Source organism: Paraburkholderia sp. RL17-347-BIC-D, assembly GCF_046027915.1.
GTDB lineage: Bacteria > Pseudomonadota > Gammaproteobacteria > Burkholderiales > Burkholderiaceae > Paraburkholderia.
The window spans coordinates 21,970-39,535 of sequence record NZ_JARESS010000055.1; the positions used below are offsets into that span (position 1 = coordinate 21,970).

15 protein-coding genes, 1 tRNA gene and 2 pseudogenes are annotated in these 17,566 nt (G+C 61.7%); 17 read left to right on the plus strand and 1 reads right to left on the minus strand.

Translation table 11 applies throughout. The features are described from left to right. Positions 1–24 precede the first annotated feature (24 nt). The 3 genes from selA (at position 25) to P0D96_RS39985 (ending at position 3,491) form a co-directional block, all read left to right on the plus strand. Positions 25–1,455, plus strand: a complete 1,431-nt coding sequence (gene selA, locus P0D96_RS39975) for an L-seryl-tRNA(Sec) selenium transferase (protein ID WP_408319299.1) — start codon at positions 25–27, stop codon at positions 1,453–1,455. Continuing rightward, a complete protein-coding gene (gene selB, locus P0D96_RS39980) occupies positions 1,452–3,365 on the plus strand; it encodes a selenocysteine-specific translation elongation factor (protein WP_408291948.1) in 1,914 nt (637 codons plus the stop codon). Before selA ends, selB begins: the two co-directional genes overlap by 4 nt. A 30-nt stretch (positions 3,366–3,395) precedes the next feature. Further along, a tRNA-Sec gene (locus P0D96_RS39985) sits at positions 3,396–3,491 on the plus strand. A gap of 275 nt (positions 3,492–3,766) precedes the next feature. On the opposite strand, the pseudogene P0D96_RS39990 reads toward P0D96_RS39985, so the two are convergent. Beyond that, a pseudogene (locus tag P0D96_RS39990) lies at positions 3,767–3,859 on the minus strand (IS6 family transposase); the annotation flags it as partial. 96 nt (positions 3,860–3,955) lie between these two features. Between P0D96_RS39990 and P0D96_RS39995 the strand changes: the two are divergent. The 14 genes and pseudogenes from P0D96_RS39995 to P0D96_RS40060 all read left to right on the plus strand — a co-directional run. After that, positions 3,956–4,222, plus strand: a pseudogene (locus tag P0D96_RS39995) (hypothetical protein); the annotation flags it as partial. 405 nt (positions 4,223–4,627) lie between these two features. Continuing rightward, on the plus strand, positions 4,628–5,677 hold the full coding sequence (locus P0D96_RS40000; protein WP_408319301.1) for a porin: 1,050 nt from the start codon (positions 4,628–4,630) through the stop codon (positions 5,675–5,677). Between the two features lie 181 nt (positions 5,678–5,858). After that, positions 5,859–6,602: a GntR family transcriptional regulator gene (locus tag P0D96_RS40005; protein ID WP_132381458.1), complete on the plus strand. Its 744-nt coding sequence runs from the start codon at positions 5,859–5,861 to the stop codon at positions 6,600–6,602. Beyond that, positions 6,599–7,378, plus strand: a complete 780-nt coding sequence (locus P0D96_RS40010) for an ABC transporter ATP-binding protein (protein ID WP_408182250.1) — start codon at positions 6,599–6,601, stop codon at positions 7,376–7,378. The genes P0D96_RS40005 and P0D96_RS40010 overlap by 4 nt, the downstream gene beginning before the upstream one ends. Before the next feature lie 10 nt (positions 7,379–7,388). Continuing rightward, entirely contained in the window at positions 7,389–8,198 is an 810-nt protein-coding gene (locus P0D96_RS40015; protein ID WP_408182251.1) for an ABC transporter permease, read from the plus strand. Between the two features lie 96 nt (positions 8,199–8,294). After that, entirely contained in the window at positions 8,295–9,308 is a 1,014-nt protein-coding gene (locus P0D96_RS40020; protein ID WP_408182252.1) for a zinc-binding dehydrogenase, read from the plus strand. A 16-nt stretch (positions 9,309–9,324) separates the two neighbouring features. Continuing rightward, positions 9,325–9,759, plus strand: a complete 435-nt coding sequence (locus P0D96_RS40025; RefSeq protein ID WP_132381465.1) for a PaaI family thioesterase — start codon at positions 9,325–9,327, stop codon at positions 9,757–9,759. Then, positions 9,756–10,658: a VOC family protein gene (locus tag P0D96_RS40030; protein WP_408319303.1), complete on the plus strand. Its 903-nt coding sequence runs from the start codon at positions 9,756–9,758 to the stop codon at positions 10,656–10,658. Before P0D96_RS40025 ends, P0D96_RS40030 begins: the two co-directional genes overlap by 4 nt. Next, on the plus strand, positions 10,645–12,180 hold the full coding sequence (locus P0D96_RS40035; RefSeq protein ID WP_408319305.1) for a class I adenylate-forming enzyme family protein: 1,536 nt from the start codon (positions 10,645–10,647) through the stop codon (positions 12,178–12,180). The genes P0D96_RS40030 and P0D96_RS40035 overlap by 14 nt, the downstream gene beginning before the upstream one ends. 38 nt (positions 12,181–12,218) lie before the next feature. Beyond that, positions 12,219–13,814, plus strand: a complete 1,596-nt coding sequence (locus P0D96_RS40040) for a UbiD family decarboxylase (RefSeq protein WP_132381471.1) — start codon at positions 12,219–12,221, stop codon at positions 13,812–13,814. Positions 13,815–13,885: 71 nt separating this feature from the next. Continuing rightward, positions 13,886–14,890 carry an ABC transporter substrate-binding protein gene (locus P0D96_RS40045; RefSeq protein WP_408319319.1) on the plus strand — a complete coding sequence of 335 codons (1,005 nt, stop codon included), beginning with the start codon at positions 13,886–13,888 and terminating at the stop codon, positions 14,888–14,890. A 52-nt stretch (positions 14,891–14,942) separates the two neighbouring features. Next, the gene (locus tag P0D96_RS40050; protein WP_408319307.1) at positions 14,943–15,530 is read left to right on the plus strand and encodes a UbiX family flavin prenyltransferase; all 588 of its coding nucleotides are present in this window, start codon (positions 14,943–14,945) and stop codon (positions 15,528–15,530) included. 136 nt (positions 15,531–15,666) lie between these two features. Next, positions 15,667–16,395 (plus strand): GntR family transcriptional regulator, encoded by a 729-nt coding sequence (locus P0D96_RS40055; RefSeq protein ID WP_408182256.1) that lies wholly within the window; start codon positions 15,667–15,669, stop codon positions 16,393–16,395. A 142-nt stretch (positions 16,396–16,537) separates the two neighbouring features. After that, complete coding sequence (locus tag P0D96_RS40060) at positions 16,538–17,533, plus strand: ABC transporter substrate-binding protein (RefSeq protein ID WP_408319309.1); 996 nt, start codon at positions 16,538–16,540, stop codon at positions 17,531–17,533. Positions 17,534–17,566: the final 33 nt, after the last annotated feature.

A 17,566-nucleotide genomic window follows, 5' to 3' on the forward strand; every position in this document is an offset into this window, starting at 1 on the left:
TGCGACTAGAAAAGGGATGGCCTCGTGAGCGATGTAAGCGGCTCTGAATTGCAGGCGCTGATGGCGCGCGTGCCGTCGGTGGAAAAGGTGCTGGCGTCGGTCGAGTTCGCGGCATTGATCGGCGAATACGGCCGCACCCAGGTGTTGAGCGCGGTGCGCGAAGCGCTCGACACCTGGCGCGCCGGCGCGCAGTCGGGCGATGCGTCTGTGAGCGCGCTCGACGTCGCGCAACTGAAGCGTTCAGTCGAAGCCGCGCTGCGCCAGCGCAACGAGTCGCGCTTGCGCAGCGTTTTCAATCTGACCGGCACGGTGTTGCATACCAATCTCGGCCGCGCATTGCTGCCCGACGAAGCGGTGCAGGCTGTGATGAAAGCGCTGACGCAACCCGCCAACCTCGAGTTCGATCTGGGCACCGGCAAGCGCGGCGATCGCGACGATCTGATCGACGCGCTCATCTGCGAACTGACCGGCGCCGAAGCGGCCACCGTGGTCAACAACAACGCGGCCGCCGTGCTGCTCACGCTGTCCGCGCTGGCGTCGAAGAAAGAAGTCATCGTGTCGCGCGGCGAGCTGGTTGAAATCGGCGGCGCGTTTCGCATTCCCGACATCATGAGTCGCGCGGGCGCGAAGCTGCGCGAAGTCGGCACGACGAACCGCACGCATCTGAAGGACTACGAGGAAGCCATCGGCCCGCAAACCGCGCTGCTGATGAAAGTCCACGCGAGCAACTATGCGATTAGCGGCTTCACCAAAGAGGTCGGTCTGGATGAAATCGCGCCGCTTGCCCATGCGCGCGGTCTTGCGGTTGCAGTGGACCTCGGCAGCGGCACGCTGGTTGATCTGAGCCAATGGGGCTTACCGCGTGAAATGACGGTGCGCGAAACCGTCGAAGCCGGTGCGGACCTCGTCACGTTCAGCGGCGACAAGTTGCTCGGTGGTCCGCAAGCCGGTTTGATCGTCGGGCGACGCGATCTGATCGCGAAGATCAAGAAGCATCCGCTCAAGCGCGCGTTGCGCGTCGGCAAACTGACGCTCGCGGCGCTGGAGCCTGTGCTGCAGTTGTACCGTGCGCCGGAGAAGCTCACGGAGCGGCTCACCACGTTGCGCTTGTTGACCCGTCCCGCCGACCACATCCGGCTCGCCGCGGAGCGCGTGCAACCCGCGTTGCAGCGCGCATTCGGCGAACGCTATGCGGTGACGGCGGAGCCGATGTTCAGCCAGATCGGCAGCGGCGCTTTGCCGGTCGACGTGCTACCGAGTTATGGCCTCGTCGTCAGAATGGCGGACGGTAAACGCGGTGGCCGTCAATTGCTCGCGCTTGAAAAGCGGCTGCGCGAGATGGCGAGGCCCGTGATCGGCCGTATCGCGGACGATGCATTGCGCCTCGATCTGCGCTGTCTCGAAGCCGCCGATGAAGCGCAACTGATCGAGCAACTGAAGGGCGTGCGCGCATGATCGTCGGTACGGCGGGACATATCGACCACGGTAAGACGAGCCTGGTGAAAGCGCTGTCGGGCGTCGATACGGACCGGCTCAAAGAAGAGAAGGCGCGCGGCATTTCCATCGAATTGGGCTACGCGTACGTGCCGCTCGAGAATGGCGACGTGCTCGGCCTGATCGACGTGCCGGGCCACGAGAAGCTCGTGCATACCATGACCGCGGGTGCGAGCGGCATCGATTTCGCACTGCTCGTGATTGCCGCCGACGACGGTGTGATGCCGCAAACGCGTGAGCATCTGGCGATCATCGAGCTGCTCGGTATTCGGCAAGGTGCCGTCGCGTTGACCAAGGTGGACCGCGTGGACGCGCAGCGTCTGCGCGAAGTGCACGACGAAGTCAGCGCGTTTCTAAGCGGAAGCGTACTCGAGGACGCATCCGTGTTCGATACTTGCGCGGTGCGCGCCGACGATCCCGGCGTGGCCGCCTTGAAGGCGCACCTGCACGCGGCGGCCGCGGCGTGGCGGATGAAGCGCGACGACGGCCTGTTCCGTCTCGCGGTCGATCGTGTCTTCACGCTCTCGGGCCAGGGCACGATCGTGACCGGCACCGTGGTGTCGGGCCGCGTGGCGGTCGGCGACACGATGCTGCTCGCGCCGAAGAATCAACCGGTGCGCGTGCGCAGCATTCATGCGCAGAATCGTCCGGCGCAAAGCGGCCGCGCCGGCGAGCGCTGCGCATTGAACCTCGCGGGCATCGAGAAGAGCGCGATCGATCGTGGCGACTGGATCGTCGATCCGCGGCTCTCGCAGGCGTCGCAGCGAATCGACGTCATGCTGACGCTGCTCGCCGATGCACCGCTTACGTTGGAGCATTGGGCGCCGTTGCATGTGCATCTGGGCACGCAGCACCAGGTCGCGCATGTCGCGTTGCTCGATGGCGACACGCTCGGCGCCGGTCAGCGTGCCCGCGTTCAACTCGTGTTCGAGCGGCCGGTTTGCGCGCTGCCGGGCGATCGGTTCGTGGTGCGCAACGCGCAGGCTAATCGCACGATCGGCGGTGGCCATGTACTCGACCCGTTCGCGCCGTCGCGCAAGCGTCGTTCGGCCGAGCGGCTGGCGTGGCTCGACGCGCTTCAGACGGTGCTCGACACCGGCACGCTCGACGCCATCTTCGCGAGAGCGGCGCATGGCTTGTCGCGCTCGCTGCTGGAAAGTTTGACGGGCATGCCGGCGGCCGCGCTCGCGTTGCCGCCCAACACGCGTGTCGTGGAACTGCCAGGCGAGGACGCATTGCTAGTCGCCGACGCGCTTTGGCAAGCGCTCAATACGCGATTGACGACGACGCTCGCGCAGTACCACGAACGCTCGCCGGACGAGTTGGGCCCGGACATCTCGCGCTTGCGACGCATTGCCGCGCCGCTGGTGGACGACGCGCTGTGGCGCGCGCTTGTCGACGATGCCGCGACGCGTGGCGAGATCGTCAAACGCGGACCGTGGCTGCATCTGCCGGGCCACACGGTGACGCTCGACGACGTTGATCGCGCGCTCGCGGCGACGTTGCTACCCGCAGTCAAAGCGGGGCGTTTCGATCCGCCGTGGGTACGCGATCTGGCCAACGCGCACGGCGTATCCGAGGAGCGTGTGCGTCAATTGATGCGCAAGCTCGCGCGGCAGGGCGAACTGTTTCAGGTCGTGCGCGACCTCTTCTATCACCCGGAGATGATTCGCGAACTGGCTTTGATTGCGGCTGACGAGGCGCAAAAAAATGCCGGTACGGTTGCGGCCGCACCGTTTCGCGACGTCACCGGATTGGGCCGCAAACGCGCGATTCAGCTTTTGGAATTCTTCGACCGGGTTGGGTATACTCGCTTCCACCGTGGCCTGCATCTGCTGCGCACGGATAGTCGCTGGCTCGATCTGCTCTGATCATCGGCAACGTGTAGTTCAATCACCGTAGGAAGGCATTCGTGTCCGGTGGCGCGGCTGGGCTTCAAACCCAGTTGAGGGCGTCAGACGCTCTCAGGTCGGTTCGACTCCGGCTGCCTTCCGCCAGTTAAGGCTTTAATGGCCGGCAGAATTTACGTTTTGTTGCGTTTGCTTGGCGCACCACCGCCGAGTGCCGTGCCACCACCTGCAAAGCGTTCTGCGACAACGCTCGGAAAATCACCTTTGCTACTCACGCGGTGACATCAACCGCTATCCGAGACGACCTGTACGGTCGCAAAGTGGTGACAGTCTGAAACAGGTCGGACAGCGCCATTGACAGCAACGTGCGAGGCGAAGCAACCGTTTGAAAGCGGCATATTTTAGTCACGAAAGCAGCGTCAGAATGTCAAAGTTGAAACTGAAGCTCGCCGTCGCCGCTTGATCGCCCGATGGTCCTGCTCGACGAGGTTGTTGAGATATTTGGATTGACGGATCCTCCCTTGACCCAGCTGTGCGCTTCCGCGCCAGCGAGGAGCAAGACTTGACCTATCCTTTGTGAGGCAGTTCGCAAATGGCCTTTACAACTTTCTGCTCATAGAAGTCATCAGCCGACGCGCGAACGCGAGCGACGCATGCGTGGCTTCCGCGATCCTGAACGCACGCAGGTTTTCTTAGCCAGCTTCGGTCCGATCCGTCAGCACTTCGCGCTCAAGCGACACCTGCTACGCACCTCACTCTATCGCAAACAGCTCGCCGCACGCTTCACCACCAGGCATCGTTTCACCGAGGCCACCCAAGTTCCGTCATCTTCTGAGCAAGCGTGTGTCATCTCCGCTATTGTGTCGTGCGCAATTTAACGTGACAGCGCCCCAACGATTGCCCCTCCCAGTTGTTGCCCGGCTTTTAGGCGATGTTCACTTAATAGCTCGCCCAGTAGCAGCTCTACGTGGCGGTCTTGCCGTGCAGTTCAACCTGCAGCGGCGAACCACTCACCCGACACCGCACTGAAAAATAGTGAAGCCTGATCGAGAGGGCGCGATCCGCGCGTAAGCATCTCACGCTTGAGATGTCCAGAAATAGTTGTTGTGCTTCTCTTTTTTGTCGTTCTAAAGTCAATCGTCGAGCGCTTACCGACTATTTGTAAGCACCTCACGGGTGTGCGTTTATCGTACACGTCACATGCAAATATTAATCGACAGAGTATTTCACGACGAGATGTTTAGTAATCCGATATTAACCATTTACCGAAACGGGAATTTGAAATGCGCAAGATGGCTTTGGCTTGTTCTGCAGCGCTCGTTGCACTCGGCACCGTGACAATGACGCCGGCCCGAGCCGATGTCACGCTGTACGGTATTCTCGATACGTACCTGGGTTACACGAACGCAGGCGGCAAAGGTGCACAGACTGCGATGCAGAGTGGCGGTTTGTCGGCAAGCCGCATAGGGATCAGAGGGAGTGAAGATCTCGGCGGCGGCCTGCGTGCGACGTTCGACCTCGAGAACGGCATTCTCACGAACTCCGGGGCCGCGACGGATTCCACGCTCGCCTTCAGTCGCAGTGCGTGGGTCGGTCTCGGCACGCCGTATGGCGAATTCCGTTTTGGGCGCCAGAACTCGGTGCTGCTGCTGATGCACAGCAAGTTCGACGCATTTTCCGGCGGTACGTACGGCTCGTTTCTTCACAACGCTTCGACGTTCGCATTCCGCTACGACAACATGATCACGTACTGGTCGCCGAACGTCGCGGGATTCACGTTTTCCGCGGGTGCAAGCCTGGGCGGTCAGACGTCGCCGCATGACGCGTTGAACGCCTATGTCGGTTCGATCGATTATCAGCGCGGGCCGCTATACCTCGGCATCAGCCACGCGGAACAGAATGGCGCGAACGGAAAAATCAATACGAAGACGACGTTCGCCGGCGGCAGCTATCAGTTCGGCAGTTTGACGGGTTATTTCGGCTACTACCGCGGCAACAACCTCGGCTCGAATACGGCGACCAATGTCGAAGGCAAATATCACAGCGTCTATTCGCTATCGACGACGTACAACCTCACGCCCGCGCTACGACTCGCGGCCGGCATCGGCTACGCGCAGGACAGCTCAGGCCAGCATAACAACGCGGGCGAAGTAAGCGTTGGCGCGTTTTACAGCTTGAGCAAGCGGACGCTCATCTATGGAACGCTTGAGCGGCTCGTGAACCGTCACGGCGCGACCTATGCGCTGATCGCCAACGGCCCCATCACACCGAACACGCCGGCGCGTGGAGACGGGGTGACGGGCGCACAGCTCGGGATTCTGCATTCGTTCTAGGGGCATGTGCGCGCTGTGAGCGTCATGCGTATATGGCATGCGATAGGGCTCAACGCATTGGCTGAACAGCTCAGAAGTCACGTTTTTTTTCCGTGCATTTTTTTAATGGCTGTTCTAAGTTAACTCATCACCTGCCCACGCAGATCCACGTGAGCAGCTTACGAGACGAAGGAGAGGTGTCGTGAAAGATCCTGCAGCTCCGACGGTGGAATTGATCGACTGTTCGAACGAAGCAAAACTTCTCAGTGAGCGGGCGTGTTCGGCGATCCGTCAGGACATTCTGTCCTGCGTAATCGAACCGGCCGCCACGCTGACGGAAAGCGCGCTGACCGCACGCTACGGCATCGGCAAGGCAACCTGCAGGGTGGCGCTGCAGCGTCTCGCGCAGGAAGGCTTTGTGCGCATCGTGCCGCGTCAGGGTTACGTGGTGACGCCGATTACGTTGAAGGACGTCGAAGAAGTGTTTGCGCTTCGCCTGGAACTCGAACCGCTATCGGCGCGCCTCGCAGCGGGCAAGGCGGATATCGACCTGTTGAACCGGCTGGAGCGCGCGTGTCGCAACGACGATACGTCGCTTGGCATCGGCAGCCGGATCGGCATCTTCATGGACGCGAATGCCGCTTTTCACATGGCGATCGCCGAATGTTCGGGCAACAGCAGGCTGGTTCGCATGCTGGGTGGCCTGCTCAACGATATGGCGCGGCTCGTGTCGCTCGGCTTCGGCGTGCAGAACACGAAGCCGGAGATCCGGCATGACCACACGGCGATGATCAGCGCGCTCGCGAGCGGCGACGGCAAGCGTGCCGAGCAGATCGCGCACCGTCATGTGGCGACGTTTCGCGACATGACGATGGAAAAGGTCATGGCGAGCCTGCGCGACACGCATGCAGGCGCACCGATCGTCCCGTTGCGAGGCGCACGATGAACGCGGTAACTACCCAGGCCATGTTTGAGAAGCCTGCCACCGCGCGCAACGCGGTGGAAGTTGAGCACGTCTCGAAGCACTACGGCAGGCTGGCGGTGCTCGAAGACATCAGCCTGACCGCGCCTTCGGGTTCGGTGCTAGCGATCGTCGGCGCGTCCGGATGCGGCAAGAGCACGTTGCTCAACATCATCGCGGGACTGGTGCAGGCGGACCAGGGCGGCGTGCGGATCGACGGAGTTGCCGGCGAGCCGACTCACGATACCCGCGTGGTCAGCTACATGTTCCAGGAAGACCGCCTGCTGCCTTGGCGCACTATCGTGGCGAATACGGAGTTCGGTCTCGAAGCGGGCTCGCTCAACGCCGAACGGCGGCGCGAACGCGCGCTGGCCGCGCTGAAGATGACCGGCCTTGAGGGATTCGAACACGCTTATCCGCACGAACTCTCGGGCGGCATGCGTAGCCGGGTGGCACTCGCGCGCAGCCTCGTCGTGAAGCCATACATCCTGTTGATGGACGAGCCGTTTTCCAAGCTCGATCCGCAGATGCGCTCGCAGATGCACGCGGAACTGCTGCGAATCCGTGAGCAGTTGAAGATGACCGTCGTATTCGTCACACACGACGTGGAAGAAGCCATCGTCCTCGCGGACAAGGTGGTTGTCCTGCGTCCGCGGCCGGGACGTGTGCGCGATGCGCTGATGATCGACCTGCCGCGGCCGCGCGATCCGCTCGCCGCCGAAGTTGCGGAAACGGTGCGCCGCGTGCGCGCCCTCATTTAAGGACGTTGCGATGTCTTCTGTTTCGACCGCCAGTTCTGTTTTCCCCGCACGGTTTGGCCGCCTGACCCGCTTTGCGAAAGTCGCCGGTCAACGTCTTTCGCTGCTCGCCATATTCCTGATCCTGTGGTGGCTGGCGGCGCAACGCGTGCCGGCCTTCATCCTGCCCGGCCCGGAAAAAACGTGGAACGCGCTGCTTGACCTGATCGCCACCGGCACCTTTGCCGAGGACCTCGGCATTACGCTGTACCGCGTCGTTGCGGGCTTCCTTCTGGCCGCGCTGGTCGGCACGCCGCTCGGCATCCTGCTCGGCGCGAACCGTCGCCTCGGTAGTTTCTGCGAGCCGGTGCTGTCGGTGGTCAACACGGTATCCGCTGCGATCTGGGCCATCTTCGCGTTGATCTGGTTCGGTATCTCGAACGGCACGACCATCTTCGTCGTGTTCATGGAAGCGATGCCGCTGATTCTCACGAACGTGTGGCAGGGCGCGCAAAGCGTCAACGCCGAATACGTAGAGCTTGCCCGCAGCTTTCAGATGTCGCGCAGCAAGGTGATGACCAAGATCTATCTGCCCACCGTGCTGCCGTATTTCTTCTCCGGTGCGCGCCTTGCGTTCGGCTTCGGCTGGCGGGTGTCGCTGGTGGCAGAGACGATCGGTTCGTCGAACGGCGTCGGCTACCGGCTGCGTCAGGCGGCGGACCTTGTTCAGACCGATCAGGTGTTCGCATGGACGCTCACCATGGTCGTGCTGATGGTGGTGCTCGAGTACGGCATTCTCAAGCCGCTTGAAAACCACCTGTTCCGCTGGAAGAAACGAGCATAAAGAATGGCTCGCGACGCACTGCTGCCGCGCCGCGGGCTGAAGTAATCGAAATTTACGAAGAAGTAGAGCGTCTGCATTCTATAAATAGGAGTACATATGAACGGTACGATGAAGGCTTTGATTCTCTCTGAACACGGTGACGTGGACAAACTCCATGTCGGTGAGCTACCGATGCCGAAGGCGGTGCCGGGTCACGTGGTCATCCGCGTGCGCGCGTCGTCTTTCAACTATCACGACGTCTTTACGGTGAAGGGCATGCCGGGCATCAAGGTGCCGCTGCCTGTGGTCATCGGTCTGGATATGGCGGGAGAGATCACGGAGGTTGGCGACAACGTCGAAAACTGGTCGGTCGGTGCGCGCGTGCTTGTCAACCCGCTCAACAAGAAGAAAGGTCTGATGGGCGAAATGCTCGACGGCGGCATGGCGCAGTACTGCCTCGTCAGCGCGGACCAGTTGATCGCAATGCCAGAAGGCGTGACCTTCGAAGAAGCGGCGTCTTTGCCGGTCGCCTACGGTACAGCGCACCGGATGCTCGTCACGCACAACACTATCAAGCCGGGGGATCGTGTGGTCATTCTGGGTGCGAGCGGCGGTGTCGGAACCGGCTGCGTGACGCTTGCCAAAATGCTCGGCGCGGAAGTGATCGCGGCCGCCGGCAGCGCGGACAAGGCTGAACGGCTCAAGGCCATGGGCGCCGACCACGTCATCAACTATCGCGACACCGATTTCTCGAAGTGGGTCATCGAGAAGTACGGCAAGCCGCAACGCCGGAGCTATGAAGGCGGCGCGGACGTCGTGATCAATTTCACCGGTGGCGATACGTGGGTGCCGTCGCTCAAATGCATCAAACGCGGCGGTAGTCTGCTTGTCTGCGGCGCGACCGCGGGCCACGATCCCAAGGAAGACCTTCGCTACATCTGGAGCTTCGAGATTCGCGTGATCGGATCGAACAGTTTCTATGACGACAACCTCTCTGCACTGATGGAATTGATCCGTACCAGGAAGATTGCAGTGCAGATCGACAAGGTGTTGCCGCTCGAACAGGCCGCCGAAGGCCTGCGCATGATTCGCGATCGGGAAGTGCTCGGCAAGATTGTCGTTACCCCATAAAAATACGGAGACTCGAATGGCTGATAACCAGCAACTTACCGCGGAGCAGGTTCAGGCAATGCTCACGCGCGGTCCTTATCATCAGTGGCTCGGTCTGCGTGTGCTCGAAGTCGGCGACGACTCGATCGAAATCGCCGCGACGTGGCGCGAAGAGTGGGTCGTGAACCCCGAACGCCGCTATACGCACGGCGGCATTCTTGCCGCGCTGGTCGACCTCACGGCCGACTGGGCGCTGGTGTCGAAAACGGGCCGCGGCGTACCGACGATCGATCTGCGCGTCGACTATCACCGCGCGGCGATGCCGGGCGACCTCATCGCGCGCGGCAAGGTCGTGAAGTTCGGCAGCGCGATTTCGGTTGCGGAGGCGCACATCTATGACCAGTCCGGCGCGCTGCTCGCAAGCGGCCGGGGCGTCTATTCGACCGCGCCGGCACCCGCGCCGAAGGCATGATGAACACGGCGACATCGACGCTCGACCATGTCGTCGTGAACGCGATGTTCGAAACCGACGCCGCGGCGTCGTGTTTCGAAGCGCTCGGCTTCGCGCTGACGCCGCGCGGCTATCACTCGCTTGGCTCGGTCAATCACCTGATGATGTTCGATGGACATTATCTCGAACTGGTTGGCCTGCCGCCCGGCGCCACCACGTTGCGACGCGAGATTCTCGAAAGCCGTCTAGGTATAGACGGTCTCGTGTTCAAGACGGACGACGCGCAGGAAACCTATGCGCGTTTGATCGACGCCGGCGTGCGCGCCACTGAACCGCAGTCGTTCACGCGACCCGTCGATATTGAAGGCGTCGAGCAGATCGCCCGTTTCAGGACGACCCGGCTCGCGGCCGAAGAACTGTCCGCCGGGCGCGTCTATTTCTGCGAGCACCTGACGCCGGAATGGGTCTTCCGTGCCGAATGGACGAAGCATCCGAACGGCGCGCAGCGCTTGAGGGAATGTGTGATCGTGAGTGACGACCCGCAGCACGAAGCGCGCCGTTATGCGCTGATCGCTGGGGAGTCGGATCTCAAATCGCCGTCCGCCCGGCACTCGCGCATTGCGTTGGGTGATTTCGATCTGGACTTTGTCGATGGCGCGGCCTACCGCGCGCGCTATGGCGACCTCGTATGTAACGCAGCTGGGCGCGACAGCTATTTTGGCGCGGTCGTCGTCGAGGTAAGCGACCTTGCCGCGATGCGTGCACGTCTGGACGCGCTCGCGTCCCATGCCGACGAGAGCGTCGTGCGACTGATGCCGTCGGCCCATGCGCAGAGTGACGCATCGTCCGTAGCCCTGCTGTTAGGCGAACTCAATACTGTCATTGAATTTATCGGAGCAGTTGAACATGCCCACGCCTGAGAATCTCGGCGATCTGATCGAAGCCGACGGCGATCCGTGCAAGCTTGCAGTGATCGCGCTTGGGGAACCGGATGAAACAGGTTGCGCGTGGCACGATACGCGCATGACCTACGGGGAACTCGACGCGCTGGCTGACGGCGTCGCGCGTGCACTGGTGCAGCGCGGCCTGAAAGTCGGCGAACGCGTCGCCATTCTTGCGGCGAATCGCGCAGAGTATGTCGCGGCGCTGCTCGGTATCATGCGCGCGGGAATGGTCGCGGTGCCGGTCAACTACAGGTTTCCGCCCGCGCTCTCCACTTTTGTGATCCGCGATAGCGGTGCACGTCTGGTATTTTGCGACACCGCGCGACTTGCCGATTGCCCGGACGATCTGCCGACAGTCGTATTCGATTCGACCGGAGAGGAAAGTTTCGCTTCATTCGTCGAACCGGGCCCGTTCGAGACTTTCGTGCCGACGCCCAACATGCCGGCAATGTTTCTCTATACGTCCGGCTCGACTGGCAAGCCCAAGGGCGTGATGCTCTCGCACGGCAGCCATCTATGGGTGGCGCGTACGCGTGCGCGCGCGCAGCCACCGGCGGCGCATCGCTTTCTGGTGGCCGCGCCGATGTATCACATGAACGCGCTGACGCTCGTGCTGATGTCGCTGTACGGGAACGGTACTGTCGTGCTGCTTCCGCAATTCACCGCGCGCATGTACATCACGGCAATCGAGCGCTATCGGGTCACGTGGCTCACCTCCGTCCCGCCAATGATCGCGATGATGCTGCGCGAAAAGGAGTTGCTTGCGCGCACGGATCTTTCGTCGGTGCGCTTCATCCGGATGGGTTCGGCGCCCGTTAGCGAGAGTCTGCTTGCGCAAATCGGCGAGGTACTGCCGAATGCGAAGCTCACTAACGTCTACGGCACGACCGAGGGCGGGCCGATCGTGTTCGGGCCCCATCCGCAAGGGATCGAACCGCCTTTGCTGTCGGTCGGATATCCGCATCCCGAAGTGAGCGTGAAGTTGCTCGACGCACCGCCGACAGGGGTGGCGACCGGCGTGCTGGCTGTAAAAAGCCCGGCCGTCATGCTCGGCTACCACAACCGGCCGGACCTGCCGCTACCGGTGACAGCAGATGGCTTCTATGTAACGGGCGACGTATTTCACCGCGACGAACAGGGCTTCTATGCATTCGTCGGCCGTGCGGACGACATGTTCGTGTCGGGTGGCGAAAACATCTTTCCTGGTGAAGTCGAGCAGATGCTGGAGACACACCCGGATATTGTCCAGGCTTGCGTGGTACCGGTTGCCGACGACATCAAGGGAACCAAGCCGGTGGCGTTCGTCGTGCGGCGCGCGGGCGCGTCGCTAACGGAAGAGCAAGCCAAACAGCACGCGCTGACTCATGCGCCCGCATACCAGCACCCGCGGCGCGTGTGGTTCGTCGATGCATTGCCGCTTGCGTCGACGAACAAGATCGATCGCGCCGCATTGAAAGCGATAGCGCTTGCGTCCTTGCAGGATAGCGAGACCGCATAAGTGAAACCGACACGACATTCAACATTATGGAGTTCTGTATGAACGAGAACTTTCGCGAGTTCCTGGAACGGCTGCGCGCGGCACAGCAACTGATCGATATACGGCAGCCCGTCGACATCCGCCACGTGGGCACGCTCGTCGACCAGAGCGACAAGGCGCTGCTGTTTCATAACGTGATCGGCTACGACATGCCGCTGCTGTCGGGCATCATCCGCACGCAGGAGCGCGCGATGATGGCAATGGGCTGCGACAGCTACTCGGAAATCGAGAAGATGCTGGCGCATGGCATCCAGAACCCGATTCCGCCTAAATACGTCGCCACGTCGGCCACGAAAGAAGTGATTTACAAAGGCGACGATGTCGATCTGTTCCGCCTGCCCATTCCGATGTCTTCGATTTTCGACGGTGGCCCGATGATTACCGCGGGTATCGTGATTTCGCGCGATCCGGAGTACGGCCTGAACAGCGGCATCTATCGCTTCATGGTGAAGGAAAAAGCGCTGAGTGGCATCGACATCGTGACGCCGAACAATATGCGCATGTTCGCGCAGCGTGCGTATGAACAAGGACGTCCGTGCCCGATTTCCATTTCGATCGGTAACCATCCGATGGAAATCATGGGCGCCGGCTATCGCGCGCCGATCGGTGTCGATGAGATGGCGATCGCGGGCGGCATTCGTGGCGTGCCGGTCGAACTGGCGCCTTGCGAGACCGTCGATCTGCCGTACATCGCCGACTCGGAAATCGTGATCGAAGCGGAAATCCTGCCGACGGGCTGGACGCAACCGGAAGGCCGTTTCGGCGAATTCACCGCATTGATGGGCGGGCTGCACTGGAATCCGGATGTGCGCATCAAGGCGATCATGCATCGGCGCGATGCGATGTATTACTCGCTGCACATGCCGTGGGAAAACACGTGGCTCGCGGCACCGACGCGCTATCAGGCGATTCGCAGCGCGCTGCGCACGGCAGGCGTGCAGGTAAAGGACATCAACGTAACGTTGGGTGGCCGCGCATTCTGGCACGCGGTTATTTCGATCAGGAAGCAGGCCGGCGAAGGCAAGAACGCGCTGCTGGCGGCGCTGTCGGTGATGGATCTGAAGCACGTGGTGGTCGTTGATGACGACATCGACGTGTTCAACGGCGAACAGGTCGAATGGGCGATCGCGACGCGCGTGCAGGGTGACCGCGATCTGATCGTGATCCCCGGCGCACGCGCGAAGCCGCTCGACCCGAGCCTGCCGGTGATGCCGCCTGGCATGGTGCCGACGGGCGCCAAGGTCGGTGTGGACGCAACGATCTCGGAAGGCATTCCGCACGAGCGCTATGAGCGCATTTCGTATGCGTACGCAGACACGGCGAAGATCGCGGACTACGTCGGCGGCAAGGCCGATACGGTGCATGTGTCGGAGCCGGAACAGGTGGAGGCTGCCGCAGCCGAAGCGATCGCGCTCATTGGCGACACGCCGCTTTACTACACCGAACTCGCCGAGCGGCTGTCGAAATACGACTTCCGCACGCTGGCTCGCGCGCTCGGCGAACTGCATGAACGCAAGCAGTTGTGGAAAACCGCGGAAGGCAAGTTGTGCGTGCGCGGTTCGCGCTTCGACGCCGTGCCGCCGACGCGGCGCTGATTGCCGCGATGTCGTTCTGTGCGCTGCGCGGGCCGGCAGCGCTCCATTCACCCCGTTGATGAGCTGACGTGATGCAACCTTACCTGCTTGCGAGGCGTGTGCTGTTCGCCGCCGTGATTTCCGTGCTTGCGCTTTCCGCGCAAGCCGCGCCGCTGCGCATCGGCTACTGGACGAGTGGCGTGAGCCTCGGCCTCGGCGCCGTGCTGGAAACAGGCGACTTCCTGAAGAAAGCCGGCATCGACGACGCGCGTTTCGTGCACTTCGCCGAGGTCAACGCGCCGGCGAGCGGACTCGCCGCCAACGTGATCGACGTGAGCTTCAGCGTGGCAGGCGCGAGCGCGTTCAGCATCGCGGCGACCGGCGTGCCGGTCAAGATCTTCGGTGCAACAGCGCCGGCCGATGTCACATTTGTCACACCTGCCGACTCGCAGATCCAATCGATTGCGCAGTTGCGCGGCAAGAAGATCGGTATGTCACCGTCGGGAAGTTCGGTCGCGCTGATGACGGCCGCGGTGCTGAAAGCGAACTATGGCTTCAACGCCGGCGATTATTCGCTGGTGCCGGGCAACGAGGCACGTCTCGCGCAGTTTCTCGTACAGCATCAGGTCGACGCCGCGGCGCTGCGCTCCGTCACGGTCGCGCAATTGACTGAAGTGAAGACGCGGCGTCTGGGCACGCTGGTGGAAGAATGGCACAAGCTGACGAAGTCCGATGCGATGCCTTATCTGGGTGTGGCTGCGGCACGCACGGAATTGATCCAGCGCGATCCGCAATCCGCCGCGAAGCTGATCGTTGCGATTCACAATGCAATCGCCTGGGGCAACGCGCATCCGGACCAGGTCGCGACGATCCTGCAGAAAGTAGCGAATCTGCCTGCAAGCGACGCGCAGATCTATGCCGCGCATTGGGCCGAGCTGAACAGCATTTCCTTCGAACCAGTCGATATCGATACGCTCAAGCGCGAGCAGCAGATCTTCGCGGCGAGCGGCGCGATCAAAGGGACGCTTCCGCCCGATGTATTCGTCACCGGGCCGTACGAAACGGCAAAGAAGATCATAGCGGGTCAAAAGCCATGATGACGTGTTTGCGCGGGCAATGGCCGCATCCGGTGGATAACGGAGGTATCGCATGAAAGCCCAATCCGCCGCACGGCGACGCCTCGTGGTCGGTATCAGCGGCGCGTCGGGTGCGATCTACGGCGTGCGTCTGCTGCGTCTGTTACGCGAGTTGGAGGTCGAGTCGCATCTGGTGGTCAGCCGTTCGGCGCAGGTGACACTCGCACAGGAAACGCAAATGCGGCTCGCCGATCTGCAGGCGCTCGCCGACGTCAACTATCCGAACGCCGATATCGGTGCGGCCATTTCGAGCGGCTCGTTTCGCGTCGACGGCATGATCGTTGCGCCGTGCTCGATCAAGACGCTGTCGGAAGTGGCCACCGGCTGCACCAGTTCGCTGCTGTCGCGAGCGGCAGACGTGATGCTGAAGGAACGTCGCCGTCTCGTGCTGATGGTGCGCGAAACGCCGTTGCATGCCGGTCATATCCGCAGCCTCGCCGCCGTCACGGACGCCGGTGCGATCGTCTATCCGCCAGTGCCGGCGTTCTATGCGCTGCCGGAAACGCTCGATCAGATGGTCGATCATACGCTCGGGCGCGTGCTTGACCTGTTCGATATCGAATCACGAACCGTACGCCGATGGAGCGGCACTGCCGGCTGATACGCGATGTGCTTTTTTGTGTCCAGTTTACTTCCCTATATGCATCTCCTAGAATGAGTTGAGGTTGGTGAGGTGCCTACAGAAAGACGTAAGCATAATACACAGCCATTCCAGGATAGAGCGCACGGGGGGCCACATGGAAGGAAAAGTGATTTCTGGGGGCAAGGCGGCGGCCGAGGGCAAGTTGTTGGGCGAGTCGACTTATCTGGCGATGAGGCAGGCGATACTGTCCTGTTCGCTGAAACCGGGCAGCATGCTGACCGAGGCTGCGCTGATGGATCAATACGGCGTCGGCAAGTCGACATGCCGGCTGGCGCTTGCGCGTCTCACACACGAAGGGCTGGTACGTTCGGTTCCGCGACACGGCTACGTCGTCGTGCCGGTCACGCTGAAGGATGTCGAGGAGGTGTTTGCGCTGCGACTCATTCTCGAACCCGAAGCCGCGCGGCTCGCGGCCGGCAAGGTGGACGCGAAGGCGTTGATGCGGATCGACCGCACAGCGCGCGGCAATACGGCGTCGAAGAATCACGGCAACCGGATCGGCTTTTTCCTCGATGCGAACCGTGAATTTCATCTGGTGATTGCGATGGCGTCGGGCAACGACCGTCTGGTGCGCAGCATCTCGGTGCTGTTCGACGAAATGACGCGACTGGTGGCGCTCGGTTTCAGCGACGAAGACGACAGCCCGGAAATTTCCGACGATCACCGCCAACTGGTCGAGGTGCTGGCGGCAGGCGACGGCAAGGCAGGCGCGCGCATTGCGCGCCGGCACATCGAGAAGTTTCGCGACATGACGATGGAGCGTGTGCTCCGCAGCATGAAACAGGACTTCGAGCACGCGCCGCTGGTAGCGATCGGCAAGTGATACGGAGGTTCCGCCTTTGCTTTCAGGCGGAACCTCTCGATGGATGGTTGCACCGTGCTTCATGTTTTGATAAGGACATTTAGTAATCCTTTAAAGACGATGCCAGGGAGACCGACGGCGTCGCTATTTCAGGCAGAGCACAATGAAATCGTTTCGTTCCGTTCTAAAGGCAGTATGCGCACTCGCATTAGTCGGCGCGTGCCTCACCAGTGTGTATGCGGCGCCGTTGCGAGTGGGCTACTGGACCAGTGGCACCAGCCTCGGTTTCGGTGCCGTGCTCGAAGCGCAGAAGTTCTTTGAGAAGCAGGGCCTGCAGGTGCAGTTTGTCCACTTTCCGGACGTGAATGGACCGACCACCGCGTTGGCTTCGAACGCGATCGATCTGGCATTCGGCACCAGCCTCGCGGGGGCATTCAGCCTGAGCCAGCAGGGTGTGCCGGTCCGGATGGTGGCCGCCACGCAGATCGTCGATGCGCAAATCGTCGTGCTCGCCGATTCGCCCATCCATTCCGCGAGTGAACTGCGCGGCAAGAAAATCGGCATGTCGCCAATCGGCAGTGCGACCACTGGCGTCGGCACCGCCGTGCTCGACGGCAATTACGGACTCAAGCTTGCCGACTATCGCCTGGTGGCGGGCGACGAGCCGCGTCTTGCGCAGTTCCTCGTTCAGAAGAACGTGGATGCCGCCGTCATGCGTCCCACCACGGTGGCGCAAGTGCCGGACAGTGCGCAGAAAGTCCGCGTGATCACGACATTGTCCGATCAATGGAAACAGATGACGAAGGCGAGCACACCGCCGTATATCGGTGTCGCCGTGATGCGCAGCGAGTGGCTTAAGGACAACTCGGCGGATGCGGTGAAGGTGCTCGCGGCGATGCGCGAGGCGCTGGCCTTCGGCGCGGCCAATCCCGACGCGGTCGTGGCGATTCTGAAGAAGGCCGGCAACATGAGCGACCAGGGAGCGCGTTTTTACGGCGACCACTGGACGACCATGAATACGGTCTCGTTCAAATCGGGTGACATCGACACACTGAAACGCACATTCGAAGTTTTCAAGGCCGCCGGCACGCTGAAGGGCGAGCTTCCCGCGGATCTCTTCTATCAGAAGCCTTATCTCGACTCGGAAGCAGTCAAATGAGCGGATATCGGGAATGGGCCCGTGGCCACACTG

What these genes read in the sequence shown, in the direction of transcription:
- selB (WP_408291948.1), top strand. Translation starts at nt 1,452, where the DNA reads ATGATCGTCGGTACGGCGGGACATATCGACCACGGTAAGACGAGCCTG.
- P0D96_RS40000 (WP_408319301.1), top strand. Translation starts at nt 4,628, where the DNA reads ATGCGCAAGATGGCTTTGGCTTGTTCTGCAGCGCTCGTTGCACTCGGC.
- P0D96_RS40010 (WP_408182250.1), top strand. Translation starts at nt 6,599, where the DNA reads ATGAACGCGGTAACTACCCAGGCCATGTTTGAGAAGCCTGCCACCGCG.
- P0D96_RS40015 (WP_408182251.1), top strand. Translation starts at nt 7,389, where the DNA reads ATGTCTTCTGTTTCGACCGCCAGTTCTGTTTTCCCCGCACGGTTTGGC.
- P0D96_RS40020 (WP_408182252.1), top strand. Translation starts at nt 8,295, where the DNA reads ATGAACGGTACGATGAAGGCTTTGATTCTCTCTGAACACGGTGACGTG.
- P0D96_RS40025 (WP_132381465.1), top strand. Translation starts at nt 9,325, where the DNA reads ATGGCTGATAACCAGCAACTTACCGCGGAGCAGGTTCAGGCAATGCTC.
- P0D96_RS40030 (WP_408319303.1), top strand. Translation starts at nt 9,756, where the DNA reads ATGATGAACACGGCGACATCGACGCTCGACCATGTCGTCGTGAACGCG.
- P0D96_RS40035 (WP_408319305.1), top strand. Translation starts at nt 10,645, where the DNA reads ATGCCCACGCCTGAGAATCTCGGCGATCTGATCGAAGCCGACGGCGAT.
- P0D96_RS40040 (WP_132381471.1), top strand. Translation starts at nt 12,219, where the DNA reads ATGAACGAGAACTTTCGCGAGTTCCTGGAACGGCTGCGCGCGGCACAG.
- P0D96_RS40045 (WP_408319319.1), top strand. Translation starts at nt 13,886, where the DNA reads ATGCAACCTTACCTGCTTGCGAGGCGTGTGCTGTTCGCCGCCGTGATT.
- P0D96_RS40050 (WP_408319307.1), top strand. Translation starts at nt 14,943, where the DNA reads ATGAAAGCCCAATCCGCCGCACGGCGACGCCTCGTGGTCGGTATCAGC.
- P0D96_RS40055 (WP_408182256.1), top strand. Translation starts at nt 15,667, where the DNA reads ATGGAAGGAAAAGTGATTTCTGGGGGCAAGGCGGCGGCCGAGGGCAAG.
- P0D96_RS40060 (WP_408319309.1), top strand. Translation starts at nt 16,538, where the DNA reads ATGAAATCGTTTCGTTCCGTTCTAAAGGCAGTATGCGCACTCGCATTA.